Annotated in this window: 11 protein-coding genes; 4 read left to right on the top strand and 7 right to left on the bottom strand. The window is 33.5% G+C overall.

Annotated features, from left to right (window positions below; translation table 11 throughout):
* Positions 1 to 178: 178 nt before the first annotated feature.
* From ACWVCY_RS03450 to ACWVCY_RS03435, 4 genes are all read left to right on the top strand, one after another.
* A complete protein-coding gene (locus ACWVCY_RS03450; RefSeq protein ID WP_455140295.1) occupies positions 179 to 781 on the top strand; it encodes a hypothetical protein in 603 nt (200 codons plus the stop codon).
* Between the two features lie 255 nt (positions 782 to 1,036).
* Positions 1,037 to 1,198 carry a hypothetical protein gene (locus ACWVCY_RS03445; protein ID WP_455140294.1) on the top strand — a complete coding sequence of 54 codons (162 nt, stop codon included), beginning with the start codon at positions 1,037 to 1,039 and terminating at the stop codon, positions 1,196 to 1,198.
* 113 nt (positions 1,199 to 1,311) lie between these two features.
* Positions 1,312 to 4,485, top strand: coding sequence for an isoleucine--tRNA ligase (ileS, locus tag ACWVCY_RS03440; RefSeq protein WP_455140293.1), 3,174 nt, complete (start codon positions 1,312 to 1,314; stop codon positions 4,483 to 4,485).
* A 21-nt stretch (positions 4,486 to 4,506) separates the two neighbouring features.
* Positions 4,507 to 6,282 carry an alanine--tRNA ligase gene (locus ACWVCY_RS03435; RefSeq protein WP_455140292.1) on the top strand — a complete coding sequence of 592 codons (1,776 nt, stop codon included), beginning with the start codon at positions 4,507 to 4,509 and terminating at the stop codon, positions 6,280 to 6,282.
* 8 nt (positions 6,283 to 6,290) lie between these two features.
* Here the strand turns inward: ACWVCY_RS03435 and ACWVCY_RS03430 are convergent, their stop codons facing one another.
* The 7 genes from ACWVCY_RS03430 to ACWVCY_RS03400 form a co-directional block, all read right to left on the bottom strand.
* The gene (locus ACWVCY_RS03430) at positions 6,291 to 7,046 is read right to left on the bottom strand and encodes a class II glutamine amidotransferase (RefSeq protein ID WP_455140291.1); all 756 of its coding nucleotides are present in this window, start codon (positions 7,044 to 7,046) and stop codon (positions 6,291 to 6,293) included.
* A 29-nt stretch (positions 7,047 to 7,075) separates the two neighbouring features.
* Positions 7,076 to 7,936, bottom strand: a complete 861-nt coding sequence (locus tag ACWVCY_RS03425; protein ID WP_455140290.1) for an NAD+ synthase — start codon at positions 7,934 to 7,936, stop codon at positions 7,076 to 7,078.
* A complete protein-coding gene (locus tag ACWVCY_RS03420; protein WP_455140289.1) occupies positions 7,933 to 8,763 on the bottom strand; it encodes a carbon-nitrogen hydrolase family protein in 831 nt (276 codons plus the stop codon). The genes ACWVCY_RS03425 and ACWVCY_RS03420 overlap by 4 nt, the downstream gene beginning before the upstream one ends.
* 37 nt (positions 8,764 to 8,800) lie before the next feature.
* Positions 8,801 to 10,075, bottom strand: coding sequence for a glutamine synthetase family protein (locus ACWVCY_RS03415; protein ID WP_455140288.1), 1,275 nt, complete (start codon positions 10,073 to 10,075; stop codon positions 8,801 to 8,803).
* 150 nt (positions 10,076 to 10,225) lie between these two features.
* Entirely contained in the window at positions 10,226 to 11,122 is an 897-nt protein-coding gene (locus ACWVCY_RS03410; RefSeq protein ID WP_455140287.1) for a polysaccharide deacetylase family protein, read from the bottom strand.
* Between the two features lie 70 nt (positions 11,123 to 11,192).
* Positions 11,193 to 11,948, bottom strand: a complete 756-nt coding sequence (locus ACWVCY_RS03405; protein ID WP_455140286.1) for an alpha/beta fold hydrolase — start codon at positions 11,946 to 11,948, stop codon at positions 11,193 to 11,195.
* The gene (locus ACWVCY_RS03400) at positions 11,948 to 12,781 is read right to left on the bottom strand and encodes an enoyl-CoA hydratase-related protein (RefSeq protein ID WP_455140285.1); all 834 of its coding nucleotides are present in this window, start codon (positions 12,779 to 12,781) and stop codon (positions 11,948 to 11,950) included. The genes ACWVCY_RS03405 and ACWVCY_RS03400 overlap by 1 nt, the downstream gene beginning before the upstream one ends.
* Positions 12,782 to 12,805 lie beyond the last annotated feature (24 nt).

The raw sequence follows: 12,805 nt of genomic DNA, 5'->3' as shown, positions 1-12,805 counted from the left end.
AGAATTTGTGCTTACAAAGGAGAATTCACGCTAAACGATAACTTTCATTTGCCTCTGATATATTCCATTGAAAAATATTTGTATTAAATCCAGCTTCAGTGATATGGAGGAAGTATTTTATCTTAAAATCTTTAACTAACATTAAAAAATGCTTTCTCTGAGGTTAATGAGCCTATAAATGGAATTGAAGAACATGCATCCCATTTTAATAACACAGGATCTGGAATCATTAAAGAAAGCAACTGAAGTTTTAGATAAAATATTTCTAGAAAGTAAAGTTCCTATCGAAATACAAAATGAATGGACTAAATGGAATAAATGGTTTCTAAAACAGAAAGAAGCCTTTATCCAAGGAAAAACGACCATCCCAAAATATTTTGCTCAGATTAAGCGGATTCAAGAATTCATTTTAGAAAATACACCCCTTAAGGAAGAAAATTTATTTCAGATGAGTTTAGTTAAACGAGAACGTGTTTATGATATCACAAAACTAACACATGAAAAACCAGAAGCTCTACCCACTAGTGAAAAAGAATTTCTTATTAAATCGATCTATGAAAATTTAGTAAAATCACCATCAGATCTTAAAAATAACCCTACTATTGAATCAATGGTAACAAAGAAAATGGAAAAACGATTCGGAAGGAAACTTCCAGAGGATTTAAATTTAGAAGCAGAAAGGTTAATGACTTCAAAAAATATTCAAAATGAAGATGATGATTATTTTATTCAATTAGGGGAAATATTTCTTGAGTTAGGCAAATTAGATCAAGCAAAGTAGATAATTAATAAGGTTTCAAATAATAAAGCCAGATTTTCCCTCCTCACTTGGACTTCTTTCCTAGAAAATGATTATTCTGCTTTTAAAAAGAACATTCAAAAAGCCTATCCAGAAACATTTGAACCTCAAACAAAAGGTCCCTACATCCTATCGTTTTTACTTGGAAACGAAAAAAATTATAAACTTATACTTGATGAAAAAGGTAATCGAACATTAGAATATACATTCACAACTGGAATCTACCAAATACGACAAATGGATGTTTTTCGATCTTTTTTAGATGATTTAAGACAATCACCTGATTTTAGGTTAGGAATGTGGATTCGTCCAACGACTATTAAGACCCAAAACATCGCAAAAGATATCTCTCAATTATATTTTAAACAAGTTATTGGGTGGAAAGATATCTCAGTTTAATCTATAAGGACAATGATAATTTTTTGCCTTTGATAACCTAAAGTTTTTTTGTGGTTTTTTTTGAAGCTTTTATTCAAGATAAATAGCATATTTAGATTCACGGAGACATTTCATTGAACTTTCCTGCTCTACCTGAAAAACCAAATCTTCCTAGAAGAGAAGAAGAAATATTAAAATTATGGGAAAATATTAATCTCGAAAAAAAGATTCAAGAAGCATCAAGTAAAAATCCCCCCTTTGTTTTCTTAGAAGGACCTCCTACAGCAAATGGTTACCCACATATGGGTCATGCATTGACACGCGCAATTAAAGACATTTTTTTGCGTTATAAAACAATGACTGGTTATTATGTAACTCCGCGAATCGGAGGATGGGATTGTCATGGTCTTCCTGTTGAAATCGAAGTCGAAAAGGAATTAGGTTTAGAGAATAAAGAAGATATTGAGAAATATGGAATTGAGAAATTCATTCTTAAATGCAAGGAATCTGTAATGCGATATGTTGGGGAATGGGAAGAAATGTCACACAGAATTGGATTTCACCTTGACCTTTCACGTTCATATATCACTATGTCTGAAGAATATATAGAATCTGTATGGTGGTCTTTAAAACAGATTTATGAGCAAGGATTATTATTTAAAGGATTTAAAGTTGTTCCTTATTGTACACGTTGTGGAACACCGATTTCCTCCCATGAAGTTGCTCAAGGTTACCAAGAAACAGAGGATCCGAGTATTTATATCAAATTTAAGGTAAAAGGTGAAGATAATAAATTCTTTTTAGCTTGGACTACAACTCCATGGACACTACTATCTAATCTTGTTTTAGCAGTGAACGAAAATGAAATCTATGTTGAAGTTGAACATCAGAATGAATGTTTGATATTTGCAAAGGCTCTTTTACCAAAAGTTTTTCCAGAAGGTAAGAAAATTCTAAAAGAATTTTTAGGTCAAGAGCTTCTAAATATAGAATATGAGGCATTATTTTCGTATACAAGTGAACAAACGCATGGAAAGCGCCATTTTGTTGTAGCTGCTGATTTTGTTTCCATGGATGATGGAACAGGAATAGTTCATTGTGCACCTGCTTTTGGTGTTGAAGACTATGAACTTTGTCAAAGTATCGGTGTTGAGATGTTCAACCCTGTTCTAGAAAATGGTGAGTTTAAGGATGATATGCCAGATTTTGGAGGTATGCATGTCAAACAGGCCGACCCCTATATAATGGAAAAACTTAAAGAAATGAATTTACTTCTAAAAGTAGAAACAATCACACATACCTATCCATTTTGTTGGAGATGTGATTCTCCGCTACTTTATTATGCAATGGAATCATGGTTTATTGCTATGAGTCAAATGCGAGAAAAAATTCAAGGATTAAATCAAAAAATTCGGTGGATGCCAAAGCATCTAAAGGAGGGTCGATTTGGAAATTTCCTAGAAGAACTTAAAGATTGGTCCCTCTCTAGATCACGCTATTGGGGAACTCCTTTACCAATCTGGACCTGTGACTCCTGTAAACACGAATTCGCTGTTGGAAGTCTTTCAGAATTAAGTTCACTTACAAAAGGAGGCCTTCCAGAAAACTTCACACTTCACAAACCAGATGTTGATGAGATTTTTGTATTATGTCCGAAATGTCAAAATAAAGCTACACGGGAGGAATATGTAATTGATTGTTGGTACGATTCAGGATCTGCAACATTTGCTCAATGGCATTATCCATTTGAAAATCAAGAGGAATTCAAAAGTCATTTTCCAATAGATTTTATTACGGAGGCGATTGATCAAACAAGAGGTTGGTTTTACACATTACTGGCAATATCGACTGTTGTTTTTAGTGAACCTGCTTTCTTGACATGCCTTACGATGGGACATATCCAAGATGAAGAAGGAAAGAAAATGTCTAAGTCAAAAGGAAACGTTATTGCACCAGAGGAAGTTTTTAGCCGTTATGGTGCTGACCCAGCACGATGGTACCTATTTTCTACACCTACTTGGAATGATGTACGTTTTGGGTTTAAATTAGTGGAAGAAAGTTTGAAAGAATTTATTCTACCATTATGGAATGTTCTTTCATTTTTCACAACCTATGCAAATCTCGATAAATTTGCACCAAAGAGTAAAAAATATTATGTTCCTTATTCAAAGCGTCCAATTCTGGATAAATGGATTATCTCTAAGTATAATAATGTTCTTATCGAGGTTCATCAGGCTTTTGAAGAATTATCAATTCATCAAGCAGTAAAATCCTTTCAGAGCTTTCTAAATAATGATCTTTCAAATTTGTGGATTCGACAATCTAGACGTCGATTTTGGGAAAAAGAATTGACTATTTCAAAAAAGTCGGCCTATTCGACTCTATATGAAATTTTAACCTCTTTAAGTAAGTCATTAGCCCCATTCATTCCATTTTTGGCGGAAGAAATGTATCAATTACTAATTATAAGTCAAAAGGAAGGATTAGAAAGTGTACATCTAGAAAAATTCCCTCAACCAAATCAAAATTACATTAAGCCTGTGATTGAAAATCAGATCAATATTGCTCGTGAAGCAATAACCAATGGAAGAGCAATCAGATCCAAAAAAGATATAAAAGTAAGATGGCCTCTATCACAAGTTATTTTTGTTTGTAATGAAGAAGGAAGAGAAGCAATATCAATTTTAGAGGATCTTATTAAACAGGAACTTAATGTAAAGGAAATAATTTTTAGTGATGATCCTTTAGAATTTCAAGAAATCGAATTTGCTCCTAATTTTAAAAGTATTGGTCCTAAACACAAAAAAAATGCAAATAATGTAGCCCAATGGATAAAAACCCAAAAAGGTAAGGAAGCAAAAAGAATAGCCGAGATATTAAACAAAAATGGAAGCTACTCTGCTAATATCATTAATGAGGAAATAATAATAGATAAAGAAGATTTAGAAATCCGCATTACAGAACGAGAAGGTTATTCGGGTGCACCCTTCAAAAACGGAGACCTTTTTCTAAATCTAGAATTAGATAATGGTCTAATAAAAGAAGGCTTCATACGTGACTTAATTAGGCGTATTCAATCAATGAGAAAAGATATGGAACTTGCTTATGATAAGGAAATTCTAGTATTTTTCTCCAAAACGGATAGTGAATCCATTGAAACAATAAAAGAATTTTCATCTCTACTAAAAGAAGAGGTATTAGCTGATCAAATTGATTTTAAGGAAGTTAAAAAAGGATTCCGGAGAGTTTGGAATATCAATGATCCTTATGGTAAGGGGCATGAAATTTCTATCGTAATCCAATCTTAAATAACTATTTAGGGATGAATTATGAAGTCAAATGAGCTAAGAAGCCTTTATTTAAATTTTTTTGAAGAAAAGGATCATGCTATTATTCCTTCTGCTTCATTACTACCAGAAAATGACCCCACGGTTCTTTTCACGACTGCTGGTATGCATCCACTCCAGATTTATCTTTTAGGAGAACCTCATCCTGCTGGAAAAAGATTAGTTAATAGCCAAAAGTGTATAAGAACTGGTGATATTGATGAAGTTGGTGATCCATCTCATTTAACATTCTTTGAAATGCTTGGAAATTGGTCTTTAGGGGATTATTTTAAAGAAGAGGCTATTAATATGAGTTGGGAGTTTTTAACTGATCCTAAATGGCTTGGCTTAGACCCTAATAGAATTTCAGTTACAGTTTTTGCAGGAGATGAAGAAATTCATCCTGATTACGAAACAGCTGAAATTTGGAATAAAATTGGTATCCCAAAAGAACGAATTTTCTTTTTACCACGTTCTGATAACTGGTGGGGACCTGCAGGAGAAACAGGTCCTTGTGGACCAGACACGGAAATGTTCTATGACACAGGAAAACCACTTTGTTCTAAGAACTGTAAGCCAGGATGCTCTTGTGGAAAATACTTTGAAATCTGGAACGATGTATTCATGACTTACAATAAAACAGTGGAAGGAAATTATGAAAAGCTTAAACAACATAATGTAGATACTGGTATGGGCATTGAGAGAACAATTGCGGTTTTAAATGGATTTGATAGTGTCTACAAGATTGATACTATTGAACCAATTGTGAATCAGGTAAAAAAATTAGCAAAAATTAAAAATGAACCTTCTGATGAAGAATATAAAGCGATTTATATTATTTCAGATCATATAAGAGCCTCAACTTTTATCTTGGGGGATGATAAAAACTTAATCCCCTCTAATCTGGGCCAAGGATATGTATTAAGACGATTAATTCGAAGGATAATCAGACAAGGAAATATTTTAAATATTAACCAAAAATTCCTTCCTATACTTGCTCAAATTGTTATTCATTTATATAAAGAAACCTATCCAGAATTAGAACAAAATAAAGATTTTATTATTAACAATCTTACTACTGAAGAAGACAAATTTACGGTTGCTTTAAAGCGGGGTTTAAGGAAATTCAACAAAATTTTAGTAGAAAAGGGAATAATTACAGGAGAGGATGCTTTTCTTCTCTTTACTTCCTTTGGTTTCCCTCTTGAAATAACATCTGAGCTTGCAACTGAAAAAGGTATAATTTTAGATCTTGAAACCTTCAGAAAAGAGTTTGAACACCATCGTGAACTTAGTCGTAAAGCAACAGCAGGAACATTTCAAAGTGGTTTAGCAGATCACTCAACCAGGACTACTAGACTTCATACAGCGACTCATCTTTTACAACAAGCTCTTAGAAACGTTTTAGGCAATCACGTGGAACAAAAAGGTAGTAATATTACTACCGAAAGAACAAGATTCGATTTTTCACACCCAGTAAAACTTACTGAGTCTGAACTAAAACAGGTTGAAGACTTAGTAAATCAAAAAATCAAAGAGAAAATTCCTGTTACAAAAGAAATCATGACACCTCAAGAAGCATTAAAAAAAGGAGCACTTGGATTTTTTGAAGCCCAGTACCAAAGTAAAGTCTCAGTTTATTCAGTGGGGGAATTTTCGAAAGAAATTTGTACAGGACCTCATGTAGAAAATACTCAGGAAATAGGAAAATTCATTATTCAAAAACAGCAAAATATTGGAGTAGGGTTAATGAGAATTAGGGCAACCATCGAAGACTAGATAAAAATTCATCCGCGCACTATTGAAAATTTTGGGGGAGTAGATGTGATCTTTACCAAAGATTGGTTTGGAATTTCTCTCCAATTACTCTTATCTAGTTGTGGTAACGAAATTGGTTCAGAAGAAACGATTACACCTTCTAAAGAGTTGAAATAAAGATATAGGGTATAATATTCTGGACTTTTTGTACACCAACGTATTGCATACAAATCAGTGCCATTACTAAATATTGAGTTAATAGCAGTAAACCTATAATTGCTTTTCAGAACCATTTGGACGAAATTAGGCCAATTTTTAGCGATAATAGGCTCATTAAGAAGAAAAGTAAGCAAAAAATGAAATAAAAGTTCAGAGTCGGATCCATCCGAGGTTAATTCAAGGTTTTTATTACGAGGAAGGTTTTCAGCATCATAAAATGTACCGTTATGGATAAAAGCCCATGGAAAACTGAAAAATGGGTGAACATTCTTCAAATTTACCTTAACCCCTGGGCTTGCTTTTCTTAAATGGGCTAATAAAGCTATGGGCTTCCCAGTAATCCCTAAAACAGAATTTATATAATTTCTAGATTTGTATGCTGATTCACTCCTTTTATCTATTAATATTAAAGGGTGTCTATTTAATGAGGCAGCAATTCCCCAACCATCATAATGTCCTATTGGAGCTCCAAAAGGTACTTTTCCAATTTGAGACTGGTTCTGAAATTCAAATAATATTTCATGCCAATTTTGAAAGTTCCCAAGAAACCCTAATAATCGACACATATCAGATTTACCTTTTTGAAAAAACTCGATTAATATTCACCTGGTTCAACCAAAGGAATCCGCCAATCAATGGTTGGAGTTCTAATTCCCATTTTAAAAATTATTGGTCCTCTTCTCTTATGCTCACTACGGTATATTAATGATTTAACTTTCTTAACTTGAGAAAGAGGGACATTAAGTTTATTTACAATTTCTTCATCTGTCTGAAACCGTTCTAATCCATAAAGAATCTGATCTAGCTCTACATAGGTCATTCCTATTTCTTCTTCATCAGTTTGATCTTTCCAGAGTCCTGCTGACGGTGCTTTGTTTAGAATCTTTTCTGGAATTTTTAATGCTCTCCCCAATTGATAGATTTGGGTCTTATAGATGTCTCCAAGAGGCAGAAGATCTACAGCAGCATCACCATACTTTGTGAAATACCCAATCATGATCTCAGATTTGTTTCCACCACCACAAATTAAACAATTGAGTTTATTAGCATAATAATACCAAACTGTCTGACGCAAGCGTGGTTTTAAATTTGCCCATTCCATCAATCTAGAATCTTCAGGAGTCTTGATAGTACTTGAAAAAACGTCAATCAGTTTTTGGATGTCAACAACGGTTAAAGAAATATTTAAACTTTTACATAGCTGTTCTACATCTTTATAATCAGACGGGGGAGTTGTTGAACTGGGAAAGAAAACCCCATGCACACGGTCAGAGCCTAAAGCTTTCACACATAATGAAACAACGACTGTAGAATCAATACCACCACTTAAACCCACTACAATGCCAGAGCGCTTTGATTCTTCAACACGTGTTTTAATAAAATCAGAAATAATTTTAATCACATGGTTGATGTCAATTGGAGGAAGAGAGGATTTAACTTCTGCTTTTCGTGTCATATTTGACGAACTCCTAATTCTAAGGTATTGAAAATCCAAGGTGGAATATCACGAAGAGTAGGAACAAAATTTTTGGAAGATTTAGGGCTTTCAGTGTTTAATTTTGCAATACCAAAGTCTGGTTCATCGTATTTTAACTTTAAAATACGATTTCCAGTCGCATTACACACCTCTGATCCTCCCCAAAATATTAGTTCATCCTGAATCCCAGATTGATTCACATAAACCATATTTACAGTGTTCTCCATTGCACGTGAAGAAATAAAGGATTCAAAATATTGTCGTCTTACCCCAGGTGAAGCAGAAATACAAATACTTGTGTGAGCTCCAAATAAAGCATGAGCTCGTGTTATTTCAGGACTGAAAAGGTCATAACATATTTGTAAACCTAACTTCCCAAATGGAGAATCGATAACATTAATTTTAGTGGCGCTTCTAAAATAACGCCTTTCATTAAACACTGTATGGTTAGGAATCATTATCTTCCGACTTTTTCCAATGAAACCGTTAGGACCAAACATTACAGCAGTATTATAAATTAAACCTGGAATTGAATTTTCTGGTAATCCTGCAACTAAATAACAGCTATTTTTCTTAGCTATTTCAGCCAGTACTCGTGATAATGGGCCTTCAGGAACAGGCTCAGCCAATTGAAAAACATCATCATGCATCAAATAACCTGTAACTGATAATTCTGGAAAAATAACGATAGTATTAGGATCTTCCTTTATTTCAGGCTTTTGACAAATATTTCTAATTTGTTCTAAATTTGTTTTTGGATCAGCTTGGATTGATTTAATCTGTCCAAGGGCGATTTTAAAGTCCACTTAACTTTCTCCTTATCCTATCATAGTTTTTTAAATATTAAACATTAAGATATTCGTTCCAATCCCAATCTGTTACCTGAGTGGAATAACGGAGCCATTCATCTCTTTTTAATTCAAAGAAGTTCCTGCAAATATGAGTTCCAAGAGCCTCACAGAGTAAAGAATCAGATTCTAAATATGTTAAAGCTTCAAATAAATTTCCAGGTAAAGTCTTTATATTAAGTGCCTCAAGTTCCTTTCTATTTAGTGTAAATATATTTTTTCGGATTGGTGCTGGGAGCTCTATATTTCTATTTATTCCATCCATTCCTGCTGCTAATATTGCGATGAAAGCTAGATAAGGGTTACAACTAGGATCAGGACATCTATATTCAAAACGTGCCATCTTAGGATCTCTAAACATTGGAATTCTAATCAAAGCTGATCGGTTCATCGGACCCCATGCAACATAACCAGGAGCTTCATATCCTGGTACTAAACGTTTGTAAGAATTGACAGTAGGAGCAACAATAGCAGTCATAGCTTGAGCATGTTCTAAAATACCCGCCATAAAGTGTTCAGCTGTTCCAGTCAAATTTTTTTCCTCGGAAGAGGTGAATAAATTGTTATCGCCTTCCCATAAAGAAATATGACAATGCATACCATTTCCATTTTCTGTCATAAAAAGCTTTGGCATAAAAGTAGCTGTATATCCAATTTTAGCTGCCAAAGCACGAATTATTGCTTTATACGTGACAATGGTATCAGCAGTCCATAATGCTTCTTCATGTCCAATTTCAATTTCATATTGTCCCGTACCAACCTCATGATGATGAACTTTTGGTTTAAGATTAGCTTTAGTAAGATCTTGTGAAAATCGCTTGATAACACCCTCTGCTATTGAACTTGGATAAATGTCAGCATAACGACCATGATCAATTGGTTTTCCATCTTTTAATAAAAAAAATTCAGGTTCTGGACCTATTTTAAGTTTCCAATCTTTCTTTCCTAATAATTTCTGTATTATCAAACTCAAGCGAGATCGAGTATCTCCTTGGAAGATCTCCCCATTTTGTAGAATTTTACACATTACAGCTAATTTTGGTTCCTCGGTATAAGGCAATTCGATTAAAGTTTCAGGTATTGGAAGAAGATGTAAATCGGAATTTTCGATTGATGTAAATCCTTGAACTGAACTACCATCAATATTAACTCCTTCAGAGAATATGGGGTCATCGATAACACCCCCTATGTCTTGTGCTGAAATTGGGAGGTTCATTGCTTTAAGTGTGCCATTTATATCCACAAATCGGACTTCCAACATGTTATACATTTTAAACACCAAATTAAGGTAAAATTTATTTTTAATTAAAAAAGCTACAAATGCATATATCATATGGGTACTTTAAGCTACCGAAATTTAGAAGAAATATGAATTCTAAATTTTAGAATAATAAGAAAACAAATTTGGCATTCAGAGAAGTTAGTGATTCTTACGCATTAAATCACGGAGTTGACGATAACCAATCAATTTCAACTGAAATTTATCAACACATTTTTTAATTATAGGGTTAGTAAACGCCTCAAAGTCTTGATTCCTCCAGACAGCTGAGTCTTTGGTAATCGCTTCCAATTCAGAACTCATTTGAGCAGGATGAAATAGCAAATGGGTAAGACCAGATTTTATTTCTGCAAAACGTTTACAATAGTAATCGGTCTTATTTTTTTGTTCCCCTCCAGTATCAATTATTATTTGATCTAATAAAGGTAATCCACTTTCTTCTAAAACGGGAAGAAAAGAAAGGAAAAGATCAGCATATTCACCAAATCCCATCGCTATCATTTCTTCTCGTGTGAGTTTTGGAATAAAAGCAGGGATGTCAAACTCCTGAGCTAATTGTATATAAGATTGGATGAACTTAGGGTAGATAACAGTTCCCATATGAGTATCAATATGTGTTACATCAATACCTTGGTCAAGAGCAGTCTGAATTTGAGCTCTCATTTCTTTTTCTGCTGCTTCTGGAGTTACATTTGCTAGGGCTTCTTCAGTAGTCCGCCAGAGACACATTTCATGATCTAATAATCCAGTTTTAGGATCAACACTAGATAAAGCCCGCCAACGATATGTTTCATACTCACATGTTAGTGTTAAATGCACACCAACGTCATAATGTGGATTTGATCTACAAATAGATGCTGTTTCAAGAAACCAAGCTGAAGGGATTATGACAGAACCACAAGTTGCAACACCAAAGTCCAAACATTTGAAAGACCCAATATTTGAAGAATGTGAAAAACCCATGTCGTCAATGTGAATTATAACAAGTTTATCATCCTTTTTAAATCCTAATTTTTCTGAAATTGATTCTATGACCATAGAAAACCCCATTAATATTTTGTAAATCAAATTTAGACAGTATCTAAAGAATTTTATGGAATATGGTGATTCATTTTCCAATAGCGGGAATTGATGATAAAAAGTTCAATATTATTTTGTTGACTTCATCTGGTTTTTCCTGAAAAATAAAATGACCTCCAGAGGGAATAATTTCCAATCTAGAATTTTTTATGTGTTCATGAAGATAGGTAGAAAATTTCACGGGGGTCATCTGATCATTTTCTCCACAAATAATCAGTGTAGGACATGTGATCCTAGAAATTTCAGTCCGTTGATCAAAATTTTTACAGGCTTCAAAATCAGCTAATAGAATTTCTTTTCCATTAGATCGTATCAATCTTTCGTTCTTTTCAATAATTTTTAAGTCAATGTTATTAGAGTAAGCATATTGCCCTAAAAAATTCATTGCTTCATTAAAAGTATTGGAAATCATCTCAATAATAGTTGGTGCTACATTTAATTTAGCTCCCGTTCCAATTAATACAATAGCATGAATTTTTAATCTTCCATTTATTGCTAGCTGCTGAACAATCCCACCACCCATTGAGTGACCAACGAGAACTAATGAACTTATTTGAAGATCAGAGACTAGAGTTGTTATTGCTTTTGAATATTTCTCAATTGAAATTTTTTCTAACCTCGGACTTTTTCCATGACCAGGAAGATTTATTGCTAACGTTTTAAAGCCTTGTTTTTGAAAGAATTTTACTTGTGAACTCCATTGCTCGATTCCTCCTCCAGCTCCATGAATAAAGACAATTGTTGACTTTTTTCCTTGAATCACATGATTATAGTTATATTCCATCATTTTTCATCTAAATCAAGATCTTTGAACAAATTACTCTCATAGGAAATCTTCCAGCGTGGAGAACGTTTTTCAACGAACGCTGTGAGTCCCTCCTTTCCCTCATCAGAAGTTCTAACCTCTGCAATTTTTTTTATGCAGTACTCACGAATATTTTTTAGTTCTGAACCACGGTTTTGGTTAAGAACTTCTTTTATGCTTTTCATTGCAGCAGGACTGCTATTAAAAAGGTGGTTAATGATCTCGGTGAGTTTTAGATCTAATTCCTCTAAATTTTCAGCTATCTCATGAACTAAACCGATATCAAGGGCTTTTTGACCATCAAATCTTTCACCAGTTAGGAAGAATCTTGTTGCGTTTGAAAAACCAATTTTTGAAATAATATATGGGCTTATAACTGCTGGTAGAATTCCTAAATTTACTTCAGAGAAGGCCAATTTAGCGTTTTTAACTATTAGTGATATGTCACATACCGAAATTAAACCTATTCCTCCACCGAATGCAGAACCATTTATTCTTCCAATTACAGGTTTCGGGGTTTTATAGATTGTATAAAATAATTCTTCAAGTCTCAGTGCATCATCTTCATTCTCTTCATATGTAAATTCTTTACTTTCTCGCATATAATTGACATCAGCACCAGCAGAAAAAGATTTACCTTTTCCTGTTAAAACTATTACTCTAACTTCCTCGTCATTCTCAAGAAGCTTAAAGGCTGTTGTTAATTCCTCTATCATTAAAGAATTAAAGGCATTATGGATTTCTGGTCTCGATAATGTCACAACAGCAACATAATTACTAATTTTAACCTTAATTGTTTCATATTTTTGCATTAATACTTCCTTACCTTAAGAATT

The organism is Candidatus Hodarchaeum mangrovi (genome assembly GCF_975850365.1).
Note: the sequence above shows the minus strand (reverse complement) of the source record. Positions and strands in the feature narration are given on the sequence as shown.

Bases quoted from the DNA above. Each gene is read 5' to 3' on its own strand.
- ACWVCY_RS03445 (WP_455140294.1), top strand. From the start codon at position 1,037: ATGGATGTTTTTCGATCTTTTTTAGATGATTTAAGACAATCACCTGAT.
- ACWVCY_RS03435 (WP_455140292.1), top strand. From the start codon at position 4,507: ATGAAGTCAAATGAGCTAAGAAGCCTTTATTTAAATTTTTTTGAAGAA.
- ACWVCY_RS03405 (WP_455140286.1), bottom strand. From the start codon at position 11,948: ATGGAATATAACTATAATCATGTGATTCAAGGAAAAAAGTCAACAATT.
- ACWVCY_RS03450 (WP_455140295.1), top strand. From the start codon at position 179: ATGGAATTGAAGAACATGCATCCCATTTTAATAACACAGGATCTGGAA.
- ACWVCY_RS03400 (WP_455140285.1), bottom strand. From the start codon at position 12,781: ATGCAAAAATATGAAACAATTAAGGTTAAAATTAGTAATTATGTTGCT.
- ACWVCY_RS03430 (WP_455140291.1), bottom strand. From the start codon at position 7,046: ATGTGTCGATTATTAGGGTTTCTTGGGAACTTTCAAAATTGGCATGAA.
- ACWVCY_RS03415 (WP_455140288.1), bottom strand. From the start codon at position 10,075: ATGTATAACATGTTGGAAGTCCGATTTGTGGATATAAATGGCACACTT.
- ACWVCY_RS03425 (WP_455140290.1), bottom strand. From the start codon at position 7,936: ATGACACGAAAAGCAGAAGTTAAATCCTCTCTTCCTCCAATTGACATC.
- ACWVCY_RS03410 (WP_455140287.1), bottom strand. From the start codon at position 11,122: ATGGTCATAGAATCAATTTCAGAAAAATTAGGATTTAAAAAGGATGAT.